Raw genomic sequence first — 23,916 nt, 5'->3', positions numbered from 1 at the left:
GCTCCCACAGGTACTGTGGCGTGTACATAATGTGTGAACGACCGAGAACCCTGTGGGAGCGAGCTTGCTCGCGAAAGGGCCATACGGTTTACACAAGGCTTTCGCGCACCATCTCGAGAAACGTCGCCACCACCCGCCGCGAACTCTGTTCACGCAAGCACACCAGCGTCTCGGTCAACCGCCGCGTGCAATCGGTGATCGGCAACGCGCACACCCGTGAATCCGCGCCAAACTCCGCTGCCGATACCACCCCCACACCAATCCCCACCACCACCGCTTCACGCGCCGCTTCCCGGCCCTCGACCTGAATCGCGGGGCGAATACGAAACCCGGCCCGGGCCATTTCTTCTTCGAGGGTCTGACGGGTCACCGAGCCGTGTTCGCGCAGCACCAGCGGCGTGTCATCGAGATCAGCCAGACAGATCGACTCGCGCTCGGCCCACGGGTGATGGCGTGAGACGAACGCCACCATCGGGTCGTTGCGCAACGGCACGCACAGCAGGCGTTCATCAGTGACATCCCGCCCGAGCAGCGCCAGATCGGCCTGATAGTTGAACAGGCGAAACAGCGATTCATCGGTGTTGCCGGTCTCGATCTTCACGTTGATCCCCGGGTAGCGCTCGCAGAACCGCGCAATCTGCGGCAGCACGTGCACCGGGGCGTCCACAGCGAGGATCAAGCTGCCGGTCTGCAACGCCTGGGATTCCTGCAGCAGTTCCTGAGCTTCAGCCTCGATCACAAACAGCCGCTGGGTGATCGCCAGCAGGCGCTCGCCCAGATCGGTCAGGCGCACCGAACGCTTGTTGCGATGAAACAGCAACACACCGAAGCGTTCTTCGAGTTTGCGCACCTGGTCGGAAATCGCCGGTTGCGTGAGAAAAAGCCGTTCGGCGGCTTTGGTGAAGCTTCCATGCACGGCCACGGCGTGGAAGGCTTTGAGCTGGGCGTGGGACACCGACATGCAGCCTCCGGTAACAAGCTGAGCTTATGTGTGAAATACGATAAATCGATTTTATTTATTAAACAGTAATTGCTTTGATCCGCTCACGCCATCATTGACTGCCCGCTCGGGCCGCAAGGTTGGCGATGAGCCTGTGCGTGCAACAACAGGACTCATCTGACCGCTATCGCCATAGGGATGGGGCGCTGGCGCAGTGCTCAACAATAAAAAACACAGGCGTTTACTTAACGATTCTGCCGGCACACTCACATCCTGAGGTCAGAACCACAATGAACAAGCACATCGGCACCATTGCGCGTTGGCGCATGCAGATTTTCGCTGTCACCTGGCTCGCGTACGCCGCTTTCTACTTCACCCGCAAAGCGTTTTCGGTGGCCAAACTGGGCATCGCCGAAGACCCGACCTTCATGCTCGACAAGATGGCCATGGCCAACCTCGATGCGATCTATCTGGCGGCCTACGCCATCGGCCAATTCACTTGGGGCATGCTCGCCGACCGCTTCGGCCCACGGGTCGTGGTGCTCGGCGGCTTATTGATTTCCGCCGGCGCTGCGTTGGTGATGGGCAGCTTCGCCACGCTGCCGATCTTCGCCACGTGCATGCTGATCCAAGGGCTGGCGCAGTCCACCGGCTGGTCAGGATTGTGCAAGAACCTCGGCAGTTTCTTCCCCGCCGAACAGCGCGGGCGTGTGCTCGGTCTGTGGAGTTCCTGCTATGCGTTCGGTGGTCTGGTGGCCTCGCCGTTCGCCGGCTGGTGGGCGTACACGCTGATGGGCACCTGGCACGCGGCGTTCATTTCCAGCGCGGTGGTGGTTGCGGCTGTGGCGGTGTTGTTCTTCATCTTTCAGCGCAACAAACCGGAAGACGTCGGTTTGCCAGCGGTTGAACCGGAGCCGGAACTCAGTGCCGCAGAAACCGAAGCCAACAGCAAGCTCAGCGTCTGGGAGCCGTTGAAGGAAATCCTGCGCAACCGCACGGTGCTGGTGCTGGGCCTGGCGTATTTCATGTTGAAACCGGCGCGTTACGCGATTCTGTTGTGGGGGCCGGTGATCGTCTTTGAGCAGATGCCCAGTGTCGGCAAGGTCGGCGCGGCGATCATTCCCACTTCGTTCGAACTGGCCGGGTTGCTCGGGCCGATCATGATCGGTCTGGCCTCGGACAAACTGTTCGGTGCTCGGCGCATGCCGGCCTGCGTCCTCAGTCTGCTGGCACTGACCGTGACCCTGGCGCTGTTCATGGGCGCGTTGCACACCGGCAGCGTGATGCTGGTGGTGGCGCTGCTGTTTGTCATGGGCCTGACCCTGTACGGGCCGGACTCGATGATCAGCGGCGCGGCGGCCATCGATTTCGGCAAGGCCAAGGCCGGCGCCACGGCGGCGGGTTTCGTCAACGGCTGCGGCTCGGTGGGCGCGGTACTTGGCGGGCTGCTGCCGGGCTACTTCGACTCGGTGACGGTGTTCATCGTCTTTGCCGGCTGCGCGCTGTTCTCGGCGCTGGTGCTGATTCCGCACTGGAACAGCCGCCCGACCGGAGTGATGGAGCCGCGTGCGTCCATTCCCAATTGCCCGCTGACCATCAAACCCCTGCGTAACTGAAACCCTCGCCTCGCGGCCTGCTGCGGCGTTCGCGGCAGGCTGTGTCGTGGCCATCTGACTGGAGAATCCCATGCGACCGTTTTGGCTAGAGCAAGCCTTGCAGGCCGACCCATCCCCGACTTACCCGCCGCTGCAAGGCGAAGTGCGCACTGACGTGTGCATCGTCGGCGGCGGCTACACCGGGTTGTGGACAGCGATCATGCTCAAGCAGCAGAACCCGGAACTCGACGTGTTGCTGATCGAAGCCGACATCTGCGGTGCCGGTGCCAGTGGGCGCAACGGTGGTTGCGCGTTGTCGTGGTCTGCCAAGTATTTCACCCTTGAGCGGCTGTTCGGCGTCGAGGAAGCGGTGCGCCTGGTCAAGGAGTCCGAGCGCAGCATCCACGCCATCGGCGAGTTCTGCGAGCAGTTCGGCGTCGACGCCGATTACCGCCTCGACGGCACGCTGTACACCGCTACCAACAAGGCGCAGGTCGGTTCGACCGACGCAGTGATCGCGGCGCTGGATCGCAACGGCATCAACTCCTTCACCCAGCGCCCGGTGGCCGACGTGCAGCGCATGGCCGGTTCCGCCAAGCATCTGGAGGGCTGGTTCTCACCGGCGGCGGCCAGTGTGCAACCGGGCAAACTGGTGCGCGGCTTGCGTCGGGTGGCGTTGCAGCTTGGCGTGAAAATCCACGAAAACACGGCGATGACCGGCCTGGAGGAGGGCCGTCCGGCGCGCATTCACACGGCCAATGGCAGCGTGATCGCCGACCGCGTGGTGCTGGCGATGAACGCATGGATGGCCCGGGCGTTTCCGCAGTTCGAGCGCAGCGTGGCAATTGTTTCCAGCGACATGCTGATCACCGAACCGCGCCCGGATCTGTTGCAGGACATCGGTTTGACCAGCGGCGTCACGGTGCTCGATTCGCGGATTTTCGTGCACTACTACCACAACACCCCGGACGGGCGGATCATGCTCGGCAAGGGTGGCAACACGTTCGCGTTTGGTGGGCGGATGTTGCCGGTGTTCGATCAGCCATCGCCTTATGCGGATGTGCTCAAGCGCAGCCTTGGGGAGTTTTTTCCGGCGTTTGCCGGGGTCAAGGTGGATGCGACCTGGAATGGACCGTCGGATCGTTCGGTGACCGGGTTGCCGTTTTTTGGGCAGATGAGTGCCAGTGGCAATGTGTTTTATGGTTTTGGTTATTCCGGCAGTGGCGTGGGGCCTTGTCACATGGGCGGGCAGATTCTTGCCTCGTTGGTGCAGGGGCTCGATAACCCTTGGACCCGTTCGCCCTTGGTGAATGGGCCGTTGGGGTATTTTCCGCCGGAGCCGATTCGGTATCTGGGGTCGTTGATGGTGCGTAATGCGATTCGGCGCAAGGAGCGGGCTGAGGATCATGGGCGGCGGCCGCGGCATCTGGATGTGCGGTTGGCGAAGTTTGCGGCGGCGGCGGGGAAGGCTGACAAGGGGTGATTGGGGGCTGGCGAGAGCTGCGTTCTTTTGGGTTACTGAGTACATATCCGTTGCTGCGGTAACGGCTGCTTAGGGTTCCGCCCTTACGGCGGGTCACTTTTCCAGACGCCGAAAAGTAACCAAAAGGCTTGGCCCCGGCGTACGGCCCTCGCTTAGGCTCGGGTTCCTTCGTTACGGGGTTCATCCGGGGGCATCGCCTACGGTTGGCTTCGCTGCACCTCCTCTCGATGTGTTTGGCTGCGCCAAACGGTCGCTGCGCTCCCACCCCCGGATAAACCCCTCCACTCAGCCTGCCGAAGGGGCCGGCACGGCAAGATCAAGAGCTTTCGGCGAGCTGACACTCGGCCATTGAGTGGTGAAAAGCATGCGCTTGGCTTTAGCTCTTCTGTGGGAGTTGGCTCGACAGCCGGCCAATCTCATGCTGAATACACCCAATCCAATTGTGGGAGCTGGCTTGCCAGCGATGGTGGCCTGCGAGCCGACTAATCTCCAACTGCCCGCACCCAATCCACCTGTAGGAGTGAGCCTGCTCGCGATAGCGACCTCCGAGTCAACCAGTATTCGGCAGCTGTACTCAATTCCAATGTCTGCGTCGCTTACGGATCGGCCCCATGCAGCAGCCAATCGAGCAACAGGCTGCTGTCGCGCGGTGGTGGCGTTTCGTTCGGTGGTGCGGAACGCGGGTTGGCGAGGCAGAGGATCGGTCGATCCGGGTCGCTGTCGAGGAAGCTCACCCACACCTCACTGCCGGCGCGGGGCAGCTGGTGGGCGGCGAGCCGGCCGGTGCCGGTCAGCGCGATCGGCAGCCACAGGCACGCAGACTCGGCTGTCTGCGCAGGCCATAGGCTGACGCCGATGCGCCCGCGGTCATCCAGTGGCGCGGGCTGGCCGGGCGATCCCAGCACTCGTGCCAGGTGATAGCCGCCGATGTTCGGGCGCGGCTGCGCCAGGGGCGGGCGAAAATCGCTCGACCAGGGCAGGGCGCTGAAGTCGTTTCGATAGCGATGCACGTCGGTTGTCGGATCGAGGATCGAGGGGTGCTGGCCCTGATGGTGCAGCTCGGTGATCAGCCATTGCTCGTTGAAGGCATTGATCGGGTGTTCGCTGATCTGCAACAGATGCCCGCTGCGCAACGCGCTGCAGTCGCCGGATCCCCGGATCGTGCGCGACTGGCAGCGCTGACGCTGCAGATGGCGGCGGCTGCGTTGTTCGGAGTGACGCTGGTCGCTCGACAGGTTCAGCGGTGTGAGCGCGGGCACGGGGTGGTTGGCCGCGTCTGCGGTAATGACCGCCTGGCCCCGGTTGCGAATGCCGGGCGCGGCCATGACCGGTGTCGCGTCATGACGCTGTAATAGCGTGCTGATGCGTGGTGACGGCGTGTCGTCGGCAACGGCAAACGGCACTGGCAGCGGCTCCTGCGGCAGGCTCAGGTTGTCATCGGCAAACACCAGCACATGCCCGTTCGGGTGATGTTCGAAGTGATAGTGAATACCTTCCTCCTCACACAGCCGTTGCACGAAGGCCAGGTCACTCTCCTCGTATTGCAGGCAAAATTCTCGTGGCGGGTATTGGCCGACACTCATCTCGATCCGGTAACTGTCCGTTGGCAGTTGATGTTCTTCGAGCAGTTGCGCAAGGATCGCCGGCACGCTTGTTTGCACGAAGACCCGGCGCCGCGGCGACTGCTGCAGATTCAACAGCATCGGGACCAGAATCAGCCGGTAGCCGATGCGGTGGCTGGCGCGATGCTCGCAACTGACACTGTGGATCAGGCCGTGAATCCCGTGATCGGTACCCAGGCGCAGGAACGCGGGTTGGCGCAGCAGGCTGCCGGGGGGCAACGCTGGCGCCAGACCGATCACTTCTATCTCGAAGCGAAACGGCTGATTGAGTGCTTCCGTGCCGCTGAAACGCAAGACCGGCAGGCACAGCGGGCCGTCGGTCAGGGTCAGGGTGAACGGGCTATCCTTGTCATTGAGCATTCGTACGGGCTCTGTGGGCAATACGGACGGCAGAGGGTACGAAAACGCGAGCACGAATGGTCATGGCTGGTGGGCTTTTCAGAATCGCCCTACAAGTCGTGGTGAAGATGTCGATCCAACAATGATTTTTTTGGTCGATTGCCGACTTTAGGCCGTATAAACTTGGCGCCACGCGTCGGCCAATAGATGTCTCGGCGCCACAGATCAAGAGAGTGAGTAATGGGCGCACAGTGGAAGGTTAAACACAAAGAAGCGGCAGCCAACGCCAAGGGCAAGATCTTCGGCAAACTGGTGAAAGAAATCACCATCGCTGCCCGCAACGGTGCCGATACCGCCACCAACGCACACCTGCGTCTGGTGGTCGAACAGGCCAAGAAAGCCTCGATGCCCAAGGAAACCCTGGACCGCGCCATCAAGAAAGGCGCCGGCCTGCTGGGCGAAACCGTGCAATACCACCGTGTGACGTACGAAGGTTTCGCACCGCATCAGGTTCCGTTGATCGTCGAGTGCGTCACCGACAACATCAACCGCACCGTTGCGGAAATCCGCGTGGCGTTCCGCAAGGGGCAGTTGGGTGCTTCCGGTTCGGTGGCGTGGGACTTCAACCACGTCGGCATGATCGAAGCATCGCCGGACACCCCGGACGCCGATCCGGAAATGGCCGCGATCGAAGCCGGTGCCCAGGACTTCGAGCCGGGTGAAGAGGGCGCGACCCTGTTCCTGACCGATCCGACCGACCTCGACGCCGTGCAGAAAGCCCTGCCTGAGCAAGGCTTCACCGTGCTGTCGGCCAAACTCGGCTACCAGCCGAAGAACCCGGTCAGCGGCCTGAGCGACGAGCAGATGGCTGAAGTCGAAGCGTTCCTCGAAGGCCTCGACAACCACGACGACGTGCAGGACATGTTTGTCGGTCTGGCGGGCTGATTTGCTGCAAAGATAAACCGTGGCGAGGGAGTTTGCTCCCGCTCGGCTGCATAGCAGTCGTTGTTTTTGGGACGGCTTCGCCGTCCAGCGGGAGCAAGCTCCCTCGCCACAGGATTTGTGTCAGTTACAGCTTTTCCAGCACCTCAATCACTTCGCTGAACCCCGGCCGCGCCAGCACATCTGGCTGACAGCAATGCTGCTCCAGCGCTTGCAGCACCTCGCGTCGTTCATCGCTCAACCCCGAGTCGACGCGCGCCAGCAATTCCCCGAGCAGAACCCCGAACGCCCGCACTTCGATGCGTTGCAGTGCCCGGGTTTCCAGGTTGTAGGTGGTGGCATGGAACGACGCCGCGCCGAAATCCCCGAGCAAGCAATCGCCCTGATCGTTCAACAGAATGTTATGGCCGTAGAGGTCGCCGTGGGTGATGCCCTGTTGATGCAGGTGTTCGGCAGCCGAAGCGATGCCCTTGGCAATATTCAAGGCCACCTCGGTACTGAAACGGCAATCCTCTGCGTAGACATCCCGTGAGCAGCTCGCCAGGCTCGGCAACGCCGCCAGGTTGCGAAAGCTTGGGTCGATCAGTTGCATTACCAGTCCCTGTTGGTCATCAGGATGCCCGTGAATACGGCCCTCCACGCGGATCAGGTTCGGGTGCAGGCCGGCGGTGATGCAGGCGTTCATCTCGTGCAGCGGCGAGCCGTCGCTGGTCATTTCACCTTTATACAGTTTCACCGCGACCGGCACTTGCGAGCCGTCGGCGCGCTGCCACTGCGCCCGGGAAATCACCCCCGACGCGCCTTCGCCCAGGCGTTGTTCCAGACGCAGCTCCGACCAGTCGATCAGGGGCGTGGCTTCCAGCGCGGCGGCGTCGGCTTCGGTTTCCAGCGGATTACCGGCGTACGCCAGCCAGGTCAGGCTTGGCAGGGTCAGCAGCCACTGCGGCAGTTCACGCATCTGGTTGGCGGCGATGCGGATCAGCTCCAGGCGATGGCACTGGCTCATGGAGGCTGGCAGCGCTTGCAGGCGATTGCCGGCCAGCAGCAACTTTTGCAGGTACGGGCGCTCGCCCAGTTCGGTCGGCAGGGTTTCGATGCAGTTATCGGTCAGGATCAACCAGCGCAGCAGCGGCGGCAATGCAGCGCCCGGCACGTGGCTGATGCGGTTGGCCTTGAAGCCGATCATCGTCAGCGCCGCACATTTTCCGACGCACTCCGGCACCTCGGTGAAGCGGTTGTCCGAGCAGAACAGGATGCGCATCCGGGTCAGTCGATGCAGATCATCGGGCAGACTGCTCAGGGCGTTGCCGCTGAGGTTGAGCACCTCCAGCGTATCGGCCAGTTCGAAAATCTCCCGGGGAAACTCGGTCAGGCCGCAGGACAGATCCAGCCGGGTAATGCCCGACAACTCGCCGGCGCGCAATTGAGCAAGGGTGTGCATGGGGATGTTCACTATCAAGGGAAAGAAGCGCCGGGCGCTCGGAATGGGCGACATGATAACGGCAATGGCTGGATTTGCATTGACCCGACCCTCGATAACACCGGAAACCCTGTGGGAGCGAGCTTGCTCGCGAAGGCGTCCTGTCAGTCAGTGATTCGTCACTGACACTCCGCTTTCGCGAGCAAGCTCGCTCCCACAGTGGTGATCAATGGTGTTCAATAGGATCAGTGGATTTCCTGCAACTGCCCCAAACGACTGCGGGTGCGGGCCAGGTCGATGGCATTGCCGCCAAGCGCATCGCGCAGTGGCAAGCGGCTGAGCAGGATCAGGTGTTTGTCCTGGTCGTAGAGCACGTCGATCAGGTTGATGAAGCGCTGTTGCGCGGCGATCGGGCACTCTCCCAGTTCCGGCAGATCATCGATGATCCAGTGATCGAAACGTCTACACAGCTCCAGATAATCCATGACCGCCGTTGGTTGCTCACACACATCGTTGAAGGTGAAACCGACGGTGCGGCCTTCGCACAGCCGTGCCTGCAAGTGCCGGATGCCCACCGGCAAGGCAATCGCCGGCGCGTCCTGCGCGGGCAGGTTCAAGGTCTGGCGCTGGGTTGCGGTGGCTGGCCACACATAGTGGCCCTGGGTGAATAACTGATGCGCATGGTTGCTCGCCTGGCTGCGGTAATCGTGCGGGCCGCCGACCTCCATCACTTGCATGCGGGCGTTGATCAATTCGATCACCGGTTTGAAGCGCGCGTGATAGAGCGGGTTGGGCAGCAAGCCTTCCGGCGGATAGTTGGAGGTCACCAGCAACAGGATGCCGCGCTGGAACAAGGCCTTGAACAGACGGGTGATGAGCATCGCATCGCCGATGTCATGCACATGGAATTCGTCGAAGCACAGTACCCGGCAATCGTCTAACAGCTCGTCGAGGGTCACGCCGAGAGCGTCGTCCTGTTCGTGATGGTTGAACATGCCCTGATGCAACCGGGCAAAGAATTCATGGAAATGCACGCGCTGTTTCTGCGCGGTCGGCAGTGCCTGGAAAAAACCGTCGAGCAGCCAGCTCTTGCCACGTCCGACCGCACCATGCAGGTACAGGCTCGGCGGCGTTTGCGGCCTGGCGCCGAACAACAGGCTGGCCTGCTGCGCCATGCAATCGATCACCCGCTGCTGGCTGTGGCTGAGGGTGTAACCCTGGCCCTGGGCCTTGTGCCGGAAATAGTCGCGGATCGACTGGGCATTCGCGTCATGCCCGGCATGCGCTGGCCGACCCTTGGCGAACCAGCGGCGCAGCGCCGACCAGCGTAGGGTCAGTGGCGATCGTTTGGGCGCTCGAGAGGGCACAGTGCAGTCACTCCGTGTTCATCAGACCGGCGCCCGGAGGCGCGGCGCCGTAGTGTAACCAGAGGCTGCGCCCGGCTTCTATCGCGGCTGGTCGACTGTGGGCGATCACTGAACAGATTTGTGCGGAGCGTACAGCTATTTTCAGCGATGTAATTCGCCGTGTTGCCAATCTTTCGAAACATATCCCGGCAGATCCATGGATCCAATCGACTGGCGAATTCGTCGACCGTTGCTAACCTGAAACACAGTAACGTCATCCAGGATGTTCCCTCACAAGGAATGGGACAGTGATTGTACGTGTGGTGATGGGCCTGCTCGGGGTGCTGGGGGCCTCGGTGCATGCGGCGGATTTTCAGGTCGAAGTCCGCGTTGACGTGCAGCGTGGCTGCCAGTTGATCGGCCAGCAGCGCGAGGCAGGTATCGAACAACTGGGTGTGCTGGATTTCGGCAGTACTGCGCGTCTCGATGATCCGGCCGGATCACTGGGTGCGGCACTGACCAACCAACGTCTGCCGCGCCTGGAGTGCAACCCCGACACGCCGTATCAGCTGCGGGTCGACGGTGGCCTGCATGGCGGCGTTGGTGAGGTTCGCTACATGGCGGGGGCTGCGGGAAGCCAGCCGATTCCCTATCGGCTGTATCAGGACGCGGCGCGCCGGGTGCCGCTGGTGGTGGACGTGCCGGTCAGCGGCCGGGTGCCGGACACCGGCACGGTGGAGCTGCCGCTGTATGCACGAATCGAGCGTCTGACGCAGGTGCCGCAGGTCAGCCGCTATTCGGATCTGGTCAAGGTCACTGTGACCTGGTAAGTGCAGATTTTCAGGCAATTCGCTGGAGGCGGATTGCGCAGGGAAGGGGCGTTCAATGCTGAACGCAAGGTACGCAGGCATCCTGAAGGAGTAGGACGGACGCAATGACAGGCAAGCACTGGATGGTCATCGCCACGGGTACGTTGCTGTTGCTCGCTGACGACGCACAGGCGGCGATCAGTGGGCAGATCAATGCGCGGCTGATCCTGATCGCCGGGTGCGAAGTCACCAACAGCGCCACCCCGGCGATCCCGGTGAGCAATCTGGGCACCCTCGATTTCGGTCAGCAGGGGCCAACCTGGAACGCGCCGATCAAGGCCAGTCTCGACAGCGACAGCAGCGGCAAGCTGAATGTCGCCTGCAATCCTTCGGTCACTGGTTTCACCGTCACCATCGATGGCGGCAGCCACGGTGACGGCACCACCCGCCGCCTGAGCAACGGGCGTCAGACCCTGCCTTACCAACTCTTTCTGGATGCCTCCGGCAGCCAGCGCTACAGCATTGGTCAACAACACAATTTCGCTGTCACCAGCGGTGCGCAAATACCGATTCCGGTGTTTGGCACGGTGGTGGCGAATACCCGCGCGGTACCGGCAGGTGTCTATACCGACACGCTGACGGTGACGCTCGACTGGTAACCCCGTAGAGGACGGACACCATGCGTACGTTTGCATCAAGGATAGGTTTGTCGTTGCTCGGCCTGACGCTGGTTTCCAGTGCCCACGCCGCCACCACGGTCACCGGCCAGATCACCGCCAGCCTGACTCTGATCAGCAGCTGTCAGGTCAATGGCGCCGGCGGCTCCACGGGCCTGAACTTCGGTGCGCTGAACTTCGGTACCGCCAACAGTCTGTTCACCACCGCCAGCGGGCAAGTGCTCGGCGGTGGCGGCGGGGCGTTGTCGATACTCTGTTCCAGCGGCACGACCCCGGTGGTCAAAGTGCGCGCCGGTGCTCACGACGGGCAGTCGCCGGGCGGCGCTCGTGCGCTGTACGACGGTGTCGCCAACTACGTGCCGTACGATTTCTACACCGATGCCGGGCATTCACAGCTGCTGCCGATCGACGGCACGATCAACCTGGCGACCAGCACTGGCGTGGCGCAGACGGTGAATATCTACGGTCAGGCGGTGGGCAAGGCCGGGCTGCCGGCCGGGACTTACACCGACACCGTCGCTGTCGAACTGACGTTCTGATGCCATGCGCCGCCAGGGCTGTGCCGCGCTGCTCCTGCTCTGTGCGGGCAGTGTGCCGCTGCCGCTGGGGGCGGCGACCAGCCAGAGCTTCCAGGTCAGCGCGACCATCACGCCGGGGTGTCTGGTAGTTGGCGGGGTGTCGAATTACGGCGGGCTGAATTTCGGCTCGCGCTCGGCCCTCGCGACGGGAACGGTGCAAGTGGCATTGACCGGCGGCGTGCAGCTGCAATGCACCCCCGGTGTGACCTTGAACATGAGCGTCGATGGCGGCCAGTACAACAGCAGCGGTCGGCATATGCAGATCAACAGCGGCAGTGCGCGGGTGGCGTATGCGCTGTTTCGCGATGCGGCGTACAGCCAGAGCCTGGGCATCGGTCAGAGCGTGGCGGTGGCCTATAGCGATGCGAACAACATCAGCCTGCCGATTTACGGCCAGGTGCAATTGCCGGGCAATCAGCCTGGGGGGACGTACAGCGACGTGTTGCAGGTGCAGCTGTCGTGGTAAAGCGACATTTGAATGGCCGACAAGGAGCAGGTTCATGGGGGCAGTTACGTCTGGGCATTCGTTGTTGCAGGGCGCGTTGCTGGCGCTGGTCATGCTCGGGGCTGGCCATGCGCAGGCCGCCAGCTCGGTGCTGATCTGGCCGATTGATCCGGTGCTGGAGGCCGATCAACAGGCCAGTGCGCTGTGGCTGGAAAACCGTGGCACGGAAACCGCCAACCTGCAGATCCGTGTGTTCGGCTGGAGCCAGAGCGGTTTTGCAGAGCAATACCAGAATCAGCGCGACGTGATCGGCAGCCCGCCGGTAGCGAAGATCGAGCCAGGGCAAAAGCAACTGGTGCGTCTGACCCGGACCAAGGATGTGCCGCCGGGGCAGGAGCTGGCCTACCGGATCATCATCGACGAAATCCCTTCCGCCCAGCCGCCGGCTGCCGAGGGCGGCAAGACCGCCGCCGCGATCCGCTTCCAGATGCGCTATTCGGTGCCGTTGTTTGCTTACGGCGCGGGGCTGTGGAGCAAGGAAGACAGCAGCCGCCCGCGTGATCCCAAAGGTATCGGTGTGCCGCAACTGAGCTGGCGCACGGTGACGGTGGACGGCCGGCCGTATGTCGAGGTGCGCAATCAGGGCGCGGTGCATGCGCGGCTCACCGACGTGGCGATCAAACAGGGCGGACAAAACAAACCATTGGCCGAAGGCTTGCTGGGTTACGTGTTGCCGAGGGCGGTGATGCGCTGGCCGGCACCGGGGCCGTTGGCCAGTGAGTCGGCGTTGCAGGTGCGGGTCAATGGCGGGGCGCAGGTGCAGAGCATTGCGCCGGGACGCTGAACCAAGACCCTGTGTTGAGTGGATTACTGTGGCGAGGGAGCTTGCTCCCGCCGGGTTGCGAAGCAGCCCCAAGTCAGGCGAGCACGCAGTGTCAGGTAGCCCGCTTAAACAGATCTAACGACGGCTGCGCCGCCGAGCGGGAGCAAGCTCCCTCGCCACAATGATTACATCGTGTCGTCAAAATTCCAGAGAAAGATAACTGGCTTTGGCAAGAGTGGCATCAGGAGGATCAAGTCCATTGACGGACGTAAAGCGTGTATGAGCCCGGGATGGGCTCGTCGTATTCAGCGTCCGTTGTGGCTCATGACCGGCGCGTGGTGCCTGATGTTCGTGCAACCATCTGAGGCCGGCGAACTGCCGCCGCCGCCCAGCGGCATGGAGGCTGTGAGTGATGCACAGTTGTTTCTGGAACTGGTGGTCAATCAGATGAACACCGGGCGGGTGGTGGCGGTGCAGCAGCGTAACGGGCATCTGTTTCTGCCGGCCAGTGCACTGCGCGAAACCGGGATGAAATTGCCCGAGGGCAGCGCTGACGAAGTCGATCTCGACGGTTTGCCGGGACTGCACAGCGAATACGACAGTGTCGGCCAGCGCCTGCTGCTGGACGTGCCACCGCAGTGGTTGCCGGACCAGTTCATCGGCAACCGCGAGAACTATCCACGCACCCCGGCGCTGAGCAGTTTCGGCGCGTTGTTCAACTACGACTTGTACCTCAACGACACTGACGATGCCGGCACTTATCTGGCGGCTTGGAATGAGCTGCGGCTGTTCGACAGCTGGGGCACGTTGTCCAATACCGGGCAGTACCGGCGTACCTTGTCCGGGGATTCGGTCAGCACGCTCGACAACGGTTACCTGCGCTACGACACCACCTGGCGTTACTCCGATGACGAGCGAATGCTCACCTACGAAGGCGGGGACGTGATCAGCGGCGCCTTGCCCTGGAGCAATTCAGTGCGTCTGGGCGGCGTGCAATTTTCACGGGATTTTGCCGTGCGTCCGGATCTGGTGACTTATCCGTTGCCGCAGTTCGCCGGCGAGGCCGCGGTGCCGTCGTCGGTGGATCTGTTCATCAACGGCTACAAGTCGAGTAGCACCGACCTGCAACCGGGGCCGTATACCCTGACCAACATTCCCTTCATCAACGGCGCCGGGGAGGCCGTGGTGGTGACCACCGATGCGCTGGGACGGCAGGTCTCGACCACGGTGCCGTTCTATGTCACCAGCAGTCTGCTGCAAAAAGGCCTGAGTGATTTTTCGGTGGCGGCCGGTACGTTGCGCCGTGATTACGGCTTGAAGGACTTCAGCTATGGCCCTGGCGTGACTTCCGGCAGCCTGCGCTACGGTGTCAGCGACAGCTTCACCCTGGAAAGCCACGCCGAAGCGGCTGACTCGCTGACCCTCGGCGGCATCGGCGGCAATTGGCGTCTGGGCAATTTCGGCGTACTCAATAGCGCCATCAGTCAGAGCCGGTTCGAGGGCGACGGCGGCGAGCAGTTGAGTCTCGGTTATCAGTACAGCAGCCAACGCTACAGTTTTTCCTGGCAGCGCCTGCAACGCCGCGATCAGTACGCCGACCTGAGCGTGATCGACAGCCCTTACATCAGCCTCAGCCGGCGCAGCGAGCAGGCGACCCTGAGCGTCAACCTTGAACGCTGGGGCAGCCTCGGTGCCGGTTATTTCGATGTGCGCGCGGCGGACGATTCGCGCACGCGTCTGCTCAACCTGAGCTGGAGCAAACCGCTGTGGCGCAACAGCAGCTTCTATCTGTCGGCCAACCGCGAGATCGGCGACAGCAACTGGGCAGTGCAGGCGCAACTGGTGATCCCGTTCGATCTGCGCGGCAGCCTGGCGATCAGCAGTGAACGCAGCAAAACCGGGCAGAGTCAGCAGCGGGTCAATTACAGCCGCTCGGTGCCGACCGAGGGCGGGGTCGGTTTCAATCTGGGGTATGCCAAGGGTGACGGTCCCGACTATCGCCAGGCCGACGTGACCTGGCGTATGCAATCGGTGCAGTTGCAGGCCGGGGTCTACGGCACGTCCGAGGCCGAGACCCGTTGGGCCGATGCCAGTGGCTCGCTGGTGTGGATGGACCGCCAGGTGTTCGCCGCCAATCGCATCGACGACGCGTTTGTAGTGGTCAGCACCGAGGGTTTCGCTGATATTCCGGTGCGCTACGAAAACCAGCAGGTCGGGCAGACCGATAAAAACGGCCATTTGCTGGTGCCGTGGAGCAGCGCGTACTACCGCGGCAAATACGAAATCGATCCGCTGAATCTGCCGGCCAACGTGCGCAGCCCCAACGTCGAACAACGTATCGCCGTACGCCGTGGCAGCGGCTATTTGCTGGAGTTTCCACTGACCCGGGTGATCGCCGCGAGCATCGTGCTGGTGGATGCGCAGCAACGTGAACTGCCATTGGGCGCGGGCGTGCTGCACGAGCAGAGTGGTACACAGACGGTGGTCGGCTGGGACGGGCTGGTCTACCTGGAAAACCTGCAGGCGCAGAACTCGTTGTTGGTGACGCTGGCCGACGGCAAGACCTGCAAGACGCAATTCGCTGTGGACATGCAGCAAAGCCAGGTGCCGCTGATCGGCCCGTTGGTGTGTCAATGAACGCGGCGCGGATTTGCCTGTGTCTGGCGTTGCTGCTGCCGGGGATGGCGCAGGCCTTGTGTTCGGTGGTCAGCACCACGCCGGCGGCGTTCGGTTCGATCAGTTCGATTGCCGTGCGCACCACGACGCAGCCCAGTTCCACGCTCAATGCCGGGTTGAGTTGTACCGGTTCGCTGTTGTCATTGCTGACCAGCAACGACCATTTCTACGCCACCATCACCTCGACCCAGAGTGGTTTGCTCGGGCCGACCGGCGACGTCATCGGCTACACGATCTACGCCAACAACAGCACCAGCTACCCGGTGACTCGCGGCACCGCCTATGACTTCGCGCGCAACGGCATCATCGATGCCTTGGGACTGCTCAACGGCACCACCCCGAAAACCGTGCCGCTGTATCTGGGCACGACCATTGGCAGCAACGTTGCCGCCGGTGTCTATACGGAAACCCTGAGCATTTTCTGGAACTGGAATTACTGCTCCGGGATCGGTATCGGCAGTGTCTGTCTGGGGCGCGACATCAATAGCGGTACCGCGACGTTGACGGTGAATCTGACCGTGTCCAACGACTGCACGATTACCGCGCCGAACGTTGCCTTCGGCAGTGCGCCGGTGATCAGCGCTTTTACCCCGGTGACCGGGCAGACGATCAATTTGGCCTGTACCAAGGGCAGCGCCTACACCGTCGGTTTGAGCGACGGGCAGAACCCGGTCAGTGTTGGCGGTCGGCGGCGGATGATTTCCGGGAGTAATTATCTGGCCTACGACATCTTCAAAAGCGCCGGCACCACCCGGTGGGGCAGCGTTGGCAGCGCGCGCCGGTCGAGCACCGATGCCGAGGTCAACCCGGGAAATGGCCTGGGCACGGGGAGCCAGATCTTCAATTACAACGCGAAAATCTACACCGACCAGACCACGCCGCCGGCGGGCACTTACCTGGACAATGTCGTGCTCGACGTAGGGTTTTGACTCAACAAAGTCCCCTGTAGGAGCTGCGGCACGCTGCGATCTTCTGATTTTTAACATCGAGGTCAAAAGATCGCAGCGTGCCGCAGCTCCTACAGGGGGAAGTTTCAGAATTGCATTGATTGCTTCAGTTGTTTTGCTGCCGGCGAATCCGTCGGGCTGACCATTGCATAGTTGTACCCGCCACCGGACCAGTAATCCGCCTGCAGATCGCCGTCGCTGCGGCTGCCGCGTGGCAGGAAGGTGTTCTTCGGCCCCGGTGGACGCACATAGAAACTGACCTTGTGGCCGCTGCGGTCCTCGTACATGACCATCGCCGCCGGGCCTTCGTCGGTGCTGAGCAGGCGGCCACTGACCGGTTCGAAACCGGCGGATTTCAGATCCGGCAAGCGACTGGCCTGAGTGAAATAGCGGTCGAGCCAACGCTGCATATCGCCGTCAGTGTCGACCTTGTAGTCCGCCGGCAAAATCCCTTGCTGGGCGATCAAACGATAGGCCTGCAAGGCGTCGGTCATCGGCAGCATCGAAGACCGCACCAAGGTCATCTCCCGTGCCTGCCAGCCACTGAAGCCGCCGATGCCGACCGCGATCAGCAACACCGCGGCGCTGGCCAGGTGCCGCCGCGACTGACGCTTGAGGCGCTGGCGAATTAGTGCCGGATCGAGCACCGGATTGGCCGGTTGTTGCAAGGCGCCGCCCAGGGCTGCGCGCAACAACTGGGCGTCGTGCTGCCAGGCGCGCACCTGCGCGGCGGCTTCCGGGTGCGTGGCCAGCCAGGTGTCAACCAGACGCCGGTCGGCTTCGTTGAGTTGGTGATCGACGTACGCGTGCAGGTCGCGCTCGCTGGGGGGCATGCTGATCATTTGAGTATCCGCAAAGAAGGGCTGCTGATTTCGCCGTCGCTGAGTTGGCGCAAGGCCTGGCGGGCGCGGGACAGGCGCGACATCACGGTGCCGGTGGGGACGTCGAGGATGTCCGCGGCTTCCTTGTAGCTAAGGCCTTCGACCGAGACCATCAGCAGCAGTGCACGTTGCTCGGTGGGCAGGCGATCGAAGGCTTGCAGGGTCGATTGGGCGATCACGGTGCGCTCGACCGAGGGTTCGGCGTCGTCGCGACCGGTGAAGAATTCGAGCATCCGCGCATAACGACGGGAGCGTCGGTGGGCGTCGAGAAACTGCCGATAGAGGATCGCGAACAGCCACGCGCGCACGTCACCCTCGGCGCGTTTCGCACCCCAGCCGGACAGGGCTCGCTCGAGGCTGGCCTGCACCAGATCGTCGGCGCTGCTGCTGTTGCGGGTCAACGACACGGCAAAGCGGCGCAATCTGGGAATGATTTCTCTCAACTGTTCGTCGAATTCGCTCATGAATTTCTGCTAGTCACTACGCTGTGGACTAGGGAGACGTCCGCCGTTCGAGGTTATTCCACGTTCGGAAAAATAAATACCGGGCCATGGAATAAATCCCGCTGGGGTGCGTCTTGCTGATTCTTCCTACTTGTGGCCGATGGCCCTGGAGTTATTCATGGTTGATCGCACTTCACCGCCGGGCAGGCCGCCGCGTCCGCCCTTGAGTGCCGCGAGCACAGTGTTGCGCCTGACGGCGATTGCCGTGGTGGTTGCCGCTGTCGCTGGGGCGTTTGCCTACGTGCACGGTAACCTTGACCCACAACGTCTGACGCCCAAGGCGCTGGTCGATGTGCTGGAGAAAAACAACGGCGTGCACCCCGGGTTCCGGCGCAATCACGCCAAGGGCGTGTGCGTGATCGGGCATTTCGAGAGCAGTGGCGAGGCGCGAGCGTTTTCTTCCGCACAGGTGTTCAACGAGGCGCAGACGCCGGTGGTCGGGCGTTTCGCATTGCCGGCGGGCAATCCCTATGCCCCGGACAGCAGCGTGCCGATTCGCAGTCTGGCGCTGCGTTTTACCCAGGCCAACGGTCAGCAATGGCGCACCGGGATGAACAGCATGCCGGTGTTCCCGGTCGGCACTCCCGAGGCGTTCTATCAGTTGCAGCAGGCGCAGTCGCCGGATCCGGCCACAGGTAAACCGGATCCTTCGAAAGTCCCGGCGTTCTTCGCCGCGCACCCGGAAGCCGTGCCGTTTCTGACGTGGGTGAAAACCGCCAAACCGTCGGCCAGCTATGCCACCGAAACCTACAACAGCGTCAATGCGTTCTATCTGGTCAACGCCAGCGGGCAGAAGCAGGCGGTGCGCTGGAGTGTCACGCCACTGGCGCGCGATGCCGCCGGAGCCTCGGCGCCGGAGGGGGCGGATTTTCTCGAGAGGGATCTGGTGCAGCGCCTGGCCGAAGGGCCGTTGCGCTGGCAACTGAATATCACCCTGGCCAACCCCGGTGATCCAGTGAACGATGCGAGCAAAACCTGGCCCGAGGGTCGCAAGGTGATCAACGCCGGCACGCTGGTGCTGGAGAAGACTCAGCCGCAGCTCAGCGGCGAATGCCGCGACATCAACTACGATCCGCTGGTACTGCCGGCCGGTATCGAAGGTTCCGACGACCCGCTGCTCGCCGCGCGTTCCGCCGGTTACGCCGACTCCTATCTGCGGCGTACCAGTGAAGTCAGCCAATTGCCCGCCGCCCGTCAGGAGGCTCGCCCATGAGCACGCAACCGACTCATTTCGCGCTGTTGGCGCGGCTGCTGCACTGGCTGATGGCGCTGATGATCATCGCCATGTTGTTCATTGGCGCCGGCATGGTCACTTCGGTTTCACAGCGGCATGAATGGCTGATTCATCTGCACAAACCGCTGGGGATCGCGATTCTGCTGCTGGTGGTCGTGCGTCTGTTGGTGCGGTTTTCTACCCGACAGCCGCCGCTGCCCGCCGATCTGCCGGGCTGGCAGGTGATGGCGGCCAAGGCTTCGCATGTGTTGTTGTACGCCTTGATGCTGGTGTTGCCGCTGCTCGGTTGGGCGATGATCAGTGCCTCGGGCGAGCCGGTGATGCTCAGCAATACCTTGCAGTTGCCGTCGATCCTGCCGGCCGATGCGCAAGTGTTTGCCCTGTTGCGCGAGGCGCATGGCTATCTGGCATACCTGTTGTTCCTGACGGTGCTGTTGCACCTGGCAGCGGCGCTGTTCCACGGTTGGGTACGCCGCGACGAGGTGCTCGACAGCATGTTGCGCGGTCGCGATCGCGATTAACTCGTCTGTGTGGCGCATCGCTGGGGTGCGCCACTTTTCACGGTCAGCCACCAATAACCCAGCGCCACTGCATTGATAGCGGCGCCAAGCAGACACACGCCGGTCCAGCCGGCCCAGGCGTACATCGCCGTCGAGGTAATCGAACCCAATGCGCTGCCGATCGAATAGAACAGCATGTAGCCGGCGGTGAGGCGGCTTTGCGCTTCGGGGCGCACGCTGTAGATCATGCTCTGGCTGGTGACGTGTACGGCCTGCAAGCCCAGATCGAGGGTGATCACACCGAGCAACAGCGCCCACAACGAGGACTGGGTAAGGGCGATCGGCAGCCACGAGGCGAGCATCAGCAACAGCGACAGACCACTGACCCATTGGCCCAGGCCGCGATCAGCCAGATGTCCGGCGCGCGCGGCGGCAAGTGCACCGGCGGCACCTGCCAACCCGAACAGGCCGATTTCACTGTGTGACAGCGACAGTGGCGGGGCAGCCAGCGGCAGCACCATCGGCGTCCACAGGACCATGGCGCTGGCGAAGGTCAGCAGCGCGAGAATTGCCCGTTGTCGCAGCACCGGCTCTTGCCTGAACAGGCTGAACACCGAAGCGATCAGCGCGCCGTAACGGCTCGCCGGCTGCGCGGCTTCATTCTTGGGCAATACGCGTAACAGCAGCAGCGCCATCAGCAGCGTCAGCCCCGCCGACAGCAGATAGATCGCCCGCCAACCGGCCAGATCAGCCATGACCCCGGCAACGGTGCGCGCGAGCAGAATACCGACGACGATGCCGCTGGTGACCACGCCGACCACGCGCCCGCGTTGCGCCGGGATGGCCAGTGTCGCGGCATACGCCACCAGCACTTGCGTCACCACGGCGAGCAGGCCGGTCAGGGTCATGCCGAGCAGCAACCATACGCTGCTGGGCGCCAGCGCGATCATCAACAGCGCGGCGGCCGAGAGCAGGGTCTGGGTGACGATCAGCCGGCGTCGGTTGAGCAGGTCGCCGAGTGGCACCAGCAATACCAGACCGATGCCGTAGCCGATCTGCGTCAGGGTGATGACGATGCCGATGGTTGCCGGCGACATGGCGAAGGCCTCGGCCATGGCGTCCAGCAACGGCTGCGCGTAATACACATTGCCTACAGCCAGACCGCAGGCAATGGCGAACAGCAGCACCACGCTGCTTTTGAGGGGTTGAGTTTGCATGCCCTGATTCCTTTTTGGGTTTCAAATTAAAACCAGAATCACGGTAAGCAGTTTGGTTTTAATTTGCAACCTCATCGGTGGTGGCACTTGATTGTGCAAAAAAAAGATCGCAGCCAGAGCTGCGATCTTTGGATGGAGCGGGGGAGGGATCAGCGCAGGGTATCGACCATGTCGGCGATGGTGGTCAGCACATCCTTGCCCAACTGTTTCGAGCGCTTGCCCGACCAGCCCGTTTCCTTGTTCGGATGGTCGTCGTGATCCTTGAACGGCATTTCCAGAGTCAGCGACAGGCAGTTGTATTTCTGCCCGACCGCGTTGCAGGCCAGGGTCATGTTGGCCTGGCCCGGTTCGTCGCGGGTGTAGCCGTACTGGGTCTGGAAGTCTTTGGTGGTGTGCTTGAGGTGCGTGCGGAAATGCTCTTCAAGCTTCTCGATGCGCGGTGTGTAACCCGGGTTGCCTTCACAGCCGGCGGTGAACACGTGGGGGATTTCCTCGTCACCGTGTACGTCGAGGAACAGATCGACGCCGTACTTTTCCATCTGCTGTTGTACGAAAAGTACCTCTGGGCTGACGTCCTGACTGGCGCTCTGCCAGGCGCGGTTCAGGTCCTGGCCCATGGCGTTGGTTCGCAGATGGCCGTGGAAGGCGCCGTCCGGGTTCATGTTCGGCACCAGATACAGATCCGCGCTGGCCAGCAGTTTGTTCAATACCGGGTCGTCGTGGCGTTCCAGGCGTTCGATCACGCCCTCCATGAACCATTCGGCCATGTGTTCGCCCGGGTGCTGTTGCGCGATGATCCAGACTTTGCGCTGGCCTTCTGCGCCGCTGCCCTTGCGCAGCAGTTGAATGTCCCGACCCTCGACGCTCTTGCCGGTGGCCACCAGTTCGGTGCCGGCCTTGCTCAGCGCCTGCTCGATCAGCCAGTCGTGACGACCGCGGCTGTAGGGTTCGAAGTAGGCGAACCAGGCGTGAGTCTGCTCGGCTTCGAGGCAAAAGCGCAGGCTGTCGCCTTCAAAACTGGTGGGAATGCGGAACCAGTTGACGTGATCGTAGGAAGCGACGGCCTGATAGCCGGTCCAGGCTTTGTTGTAGGAGGATTGGCTGGCGTTGACCAGACGAAACCAGTGTTCCTGATGAATATGCAGGCCGCTGGCCTTGAAGTGGAACCACTGAAAATGCGCGCTACGGGTATCCGGGCGAATGGCCAGAACCGGGTTGAGCGGATTGGAGATGTCGATGACTTGGATGTTACCGCTGTCGAAGTTGGCGCTGATGTCGAACGAAGATTTGGCCACGGTCATATCGGTTCCTGAATATGATTTTTATGGCAGCTACTTTACACGCAAGACTGCGGTGAAACCGAGGGAAATTGCGGGTTGCGGTGGGGGGCGTCTTCCGTGACGCGCAAGCAGCTTAGAGACTGTGCGATTGATTCTCAAGTGCTAATTGTCATTAGTTTGCCCCAATCGGGCCGGGCTTTGCTTGCCAAGCGATATTCTTTTGATATTATCCGCGCCATCGAATTTGCAGCACCCAAAGACTTCATTAGCCTGAAGCCATAAGCCCGAAAAACGGGCAAAAAAAAGACCCGGCAAAAAGCCGGGTCAAAAACCGTGATTAGCCTGATGAGGAGATAGTCCAGAAGACCGACCTGAGGTCTCTGGTCCATCGACTGATCTCGCGACCAGCTGCTTGCAATAATAATCATTATCATTTGCAAGTCAAATGTTTTTATCTGCGCGATTGGAAAATTCTTTCCTGTCCGTCCGCTTCCCGTGTCAGTCAGAGCTGCTCGCCATCAATTGAATGGTCGACCATCGCTCGCGCCATATCCACCATATGCACCACCGAAAATGCCAGGTCGCGGCTCGCGCCCTGCAGGTTTTCGGCTGCCTTGAAGGCGGTGGCGGCTGCGCAGCGCAACAGATCCGACGCGTGCACGAGCGCTTCTTCGCCGCTGAGATGGCGTTTCACATCAAAAAAACGTTCATCTACCTCGGGTTCTGACACAGCTGGTTTCAAGTAATAGTCCAGTGCTCGCTGCGCTGCTGCATTGCCTTGAGGGGAGGTGAACGTGGTGTCCATTTGCAGATCGGGCAAGTCTTTGCTGCTGATATTCATGGTGAAGGGTCACTCCTTGTTCGATTGAAAGTCCGTGCTGCCAGCATAGTACGGTGCGTAGTTGTGACCAGAATTTAAATACTACAATATGTGTTTTGCCGGCCGAAGGCGGGGCAAGTAAGGTGCCGCACATGGATAAATGGATTGAGTTGGTCAAGGCCAAGATGAGTGAACTCAAAATCACTCAAACAGAGCTCGGAGAGCGCGTCGGCATGTCCCAGGGCGGGATCGGCCATTGGCTGAACAAACGTCGCGAGCCGGGTATTACGGAAATGAACCGCGTATTGCAGGCGCTGGGGATGGACTTCCTGGAAGTGGTGCTGGTGATTCGCGAGCCGCAGGAGACCGACGATGACGAGATGCCGCTGGCGCAGAAGTACAACCCGTATTTCCGCTATCCGGTCAGCGATTGGCACACGCCGTGCGAATCGCGTGAGAGTGCAACCGCCGCTTACGCCCCGTCACATGACAAGCAGCGCTTCGAACTGACGGATTATCATGCCCGTGGCGCAGCGTTCTGGCTGACCGTGACGGGAAATTCGATGACCGCACCTTCAGGCCAGAGCGTCGCCGAGGGCATGCTGATTCTGGTGGATCCGGAGGCGGAAGCGCTGCCGGGCAAACTGGTGATCGCCCAGTGGCAGGGCTGCGATGAAGCGATCTTTCGCAAGCTCGACGAAGAGGGCGGCCAGCGTTATCTGGTACCGCTCAATCCGACCTGGCCCAAAGCCCTGTTCACCGATGAGTGTCGAATCATCGGTGTGGTGGTTCAAGCCACGGCGCGTTTCTAGTCAGATCGATCCTCGCTTTGCGTAGGA

22 protein-coding genes are annotated in these 23,916 nt (G+C 61.8%); 13 read left to right on the top strand and 9 right to left on the bottom strand.

Annotated features, from left to right (window positions below):
• Positions 1 to 88: 88 nt before the first annotated feature.
• Positions 89 to 961, bottom strand: coding sequence for a LysR family transcriptional regulator (locus PMI25_RS15320; protein ID WP_007961160.1), 873 nt, complete (start codon positions 959 to 961; stop codon positions 89 to 91).
• Between the two features lie 269 nt (positions 962 to 1,230).
• Between PMI25_RS15320 and PMI25_RS15315 the strand changes: the two genes are divergently transcribed.
• Both PMI25_RS15315 and PMI25_RS15310 read left to right on the top strand, forming a co-directional pair.
• Complete coding sequence (locus PMI25_RS15315) at positions 1,231 to 2,556, top strand: MFS transporter (RefSeq protein ID WP_007961159.1); 1,326 nt, start codon at positions 1,231 to 1,233, stop codon at positions 2,554 to 2,556.
• Positions 2,557 to 2,626: 70 nt separating this feature from the next.
• Positions 2,627 to 4,018: an FAD-dependent oxidoreductase gene (locus PMI25_RS15310; RefSeq protein ID WP_007961158.1), complete on the top strand. Its 1,392-nt coding sequence runs from the start codon at positions 2,627 to 2,629 to the stop codon at positions 4,016 to 4,018.
• A 596-nt stretch (positions 4,019 to 4,614) separates the two neighbouring features.
• On the opposite strand, the gene PMI25_RS15305 is transcribed toward PMI25_RS15310, so the two are convergent.
• The gene (locus tag PMI25_RS15305; RefSeq protein ID WP_007961156.1) at positions 4,615 to 6,000 is read right to left on the bottom strand and encodes a type VI secretion system Vgr family protein; all 1,386 of its coding nucleotides are present in this window, start codon (positions 5,998 to 6,000) and stop codon (positions 4,615 to 4,617) included.
• 219 nt (positions 6,001 to 6,219) lie between these two features.
• Between PMI25_RS15305 and PMI25_RS15300 the strand changes: the two genes are divergently transcribed.
• Complete coding sequence (locus PMI25_RS15300) at positions 6,220 to 6,924, top strand: YebC/PmpR family DNA-binding transcriptional regulator (RefSeq protein WP_007961154.1); 705 nt, start codon at positions 6,220 to 6,222, stop codon at positions 6,922 to 6,924.
• Between the two features lie 124 nt (positions 6,925 to 7,048).
• Here the strand turns inward: PMI25_RS15300 and PMI25_RS15295 are convergent, their stop codons facing one another.
• Entirely contained in the window at positions 7,049 to 8,362 is a 1,314-nt protein-coding gene (locus tag PMI25_RS15295) for a leucine-rich repeat-containing protein kinase family protein (RefSeq protein ID WP_045122073.1), read from the bottom strand.
• Positions 8,363 to 8,586: 224 nt separating this feature from the next.
• Entirely contained in the window at positions 8,587 to 9,708 is a 1,122-nt protein-coding gene (zapE, locus tag PMI25_RS15290; protein WP_007961150.1) for a cell division protein ZapE, read from the bottom strand.
• A 287-nt stretch (positions 9,709 to 9,995) separates the two neighbouring features.
• Here zapE and PMI25_RS15285 point away from each other — a divergent pair, with 287 nt between their 5' ends.
• The 7 genes from PMI25_RS15285 (at position 9,996) to PMI25_RS15255 (ending at position 16,624) form a co-directional block, all read left to right on the top strand.
• Positions 9,996 to 10,517: a Csu type fimbrial protein gene (locus tag PMI25_RS15285; protein WP_007961148.1), complete on the top strand. Its 522-nt coding sequence runs from the start codon at positions 9,996 to 9,998 to the stop codon at positions 10,515 to 10,517.
• 104 nt (positions 10,518 to 10,621) lie between these two features.
• Positions 10,622 to 11,155 (top strand): Csu type fimbrial protein, encoded by a 534-nt coding sequence (locus tag PMI25_RS15280; RefSeq protein ID WP_007961146.1) that lies wholly within the window; start codon positions 10,622 to 10,624, stop codon positions 11,153 to 11,155.
• A gap of 20 nt (positions 11,156 to 11,175) precedes the next feature.
• Entirely contained in the window at positions 11,176 to 11,712 is a 537-nt protein-coding gene (locus tag PMI25_RS15275; RefSeq protein WP_007961145.1) for a Csu type fimbrial protein, read from the top strand.
• Positions 11,713 to 11,716: 4 nt separating this feature from the next.
• On the top strand, positions 11,717 to 12,217 hold the full coding sequence (locus tag PMI25_RS15270; protein WP_007961143.1) for a Csu type fimbrial protein: 501 nt from the start codon (positions 11,717 to 11,719) through the stop codon (positions 12,215 to 12,217).
• 34 nt (positions 12,218 to 12,251) lie between these two features.
• Entirely contained in the window at positions 12,252 to 13,040 is a 789-nt protein-coding gene (locus PMI25_RS15265) for a fimbrial biogenesis chaperone (RefSeq protein WP_007961141.1), read from the top strand.
• A 258-nt stretch (positions 13,041 to 13,298) separates the two neighbouring features.
• Complete coding sequence (locus tag PMI25_RS15260) at positions 13,299 to 15,656, top strand: fimbria/pilus outer membrane usher protein (RefSeq protein ID WP_007961139.1); 2,358 nt, start codon at positions 13,299 to 13,301, stop codon at positions 15,654 to 15,656.
• Positions 15,653 to 16,624, top strand: a complete 972-nt coding sequence (locus PMI25_RS15255; RefSeq protein WP_007961137.1) for a Csu type fimbrial protein — start codon at positions 15,653 to 15,655, stop codon at positions 16,622 to 16,624. The genes PMI25_RS15260 and PMI25_RS15255 overlap by 4 nt, the downstream gene beginning before the upstream one ends.
• A gap of 104 nt (positions 16,625 to 16,728) precedes the next feature.
• Here PMI25_RS15255 and PMI25_RS15250 read toward each other — a convergent pair whose 3' ends face one another.
• Together PMI25_RS15250 and PMI25_RS15245 are read right to left on the bottom strand one after the other, a co-directional pair.
• Positions 16,729 to 17,484 carry an anti-sigma factor family protein gene (locus tag PMI25_RS15250; protein ID WP_007961136.1) on the bottom strand — a complete coding sequence of 252 codons (756 nt, stop codon included), beginning with the start codon at positions 17,482 to 17,484 and terminating at the stop codon, positions 16,729 to 16,731.
• Positions 17,481 to 17,987, bottom strand: a complete 507-nt coding sequence (locus tag PMI25_RS15245) for an RNA polymerase sigma factor (RefSeq protein ID WP_007961133.1) — start codon at positions 17,985 to 17,987, stop codon at positions 17,481 to 17,483. The genes PMI25_RS15250 and PMI25_RS15245 overlap by 4 nt, the downstream gene beginning before the upstream one ends.
• A 157-nt stretch (positions 17,988 to 18,144) precedes the next feature.
• Between PMI25_RS15245 and PMI25_RS15240 the strand changes: the two genes are divergently transcribed.
• Both PMI25_RS15240 and PMI25_RS15235 read left to right on the top strand, forming a co-directional pair.
• Positions 18,145 to 19,239 (top strand): catalase family peroxidase, encoded by a 1,095-nt coding sequence (locus tag PMI25_RS15240; RefSeq protein ID WP_007961131.1) that lies wholly within the window; start codon positions 18,145 to 18,147, stop codon positions 19,237 to 19,239.
• Entirely contained in the window at positions 19,236 to 19,781 is a 546-nt protein-coding gene (locus PMI25_RS15235; RefSeq protein WP_007961129.1) for a cytochrome b, read from the top strand. Before PMI25_RS15240 ends, PMI25_RS15235 begins: the two co-directional genes overlap by 4 nt.
• Here PMI25_RS15235 and PMI25_RS15230 read toward each other — a convergent pair.
• The 3 genes from PMI25_RS15230 to PMI25_RS15215 form a co-directional block, all read right to left on the bottom strand.
• Positions 19,778 to 20,977: an MFS transporter gene (locus tag PMI25_RS15230; protein WP_007961127.1), complete on the bottom strand. Its 1,200-nt coding sequence runs from the start codon at positions 20,975 to 20,977 to the stop codon at positions 19,778 to 19,780. The two genes, PMI25_RS15235 and PMI25_RS15230, sit on opposite strands and share 4 nt — an antisense overlap.
• Before the next feature lie 149 nt (positions 20,978 to 21,126).
• Complete coding sequence (locus PMI25_RS15225) at positions 21,127 to 22,278, bottom strand: M14 family metallopeptidase (protein WP_007961125.1); 1,152 nt, start codon at positions 22,276 to 22,278, stop codon at positions 21,127 to 21,129.
• 481 nt (positions 22,279 to 22,759) lie between these two features.
• Positions 22,760 to 23,098: a DUF6124 family protein gene (locus PMI25_RS15215; RefSeq protein ID WP_003223691.1), complete on the bottom strand. Its 339-nt coding sequence runs from the start codon at positions 23,096 to 23,098 to the stop codon at positions 22,760 to 22,762.
• A gap of 131 nt (positions 23,099 to 23,229) precedes the next feature.
• Here PMI25_RS15215 and PMI25_RS15210 point away from each other — a divergent pair, with 131 nt between their 5' ends.
• Positions 23,230 to 23,889 (top strand): LexA family protein, encoded by a 660-nt coding sequence (locus tag PMI25_RS15210; RefSeq protein WP_007961123.1) that lies wholly within the window; start codon positions 23,230 to 23,232, stop codon positions 23,887 to 23,889.
• The last annotated feature ends 27 nt before the right edge of the window (positions 23,890 to 23,916 follow it).

Source organism: Pseudomonas sp. GM30, from assembly GCF_000282275.2.
Classification (GTDB): Bacteria; Pseudomonadota; Gammaproteobacteria; order Pseudomonadales; family Pseudomonadaceae; genus Aquipseudomonas.
The sequence above is the reverse complement of the archived record's forward strand: the minus strand, read 5'-3'. Positions and strand labels throughout refer to the sequence as shown.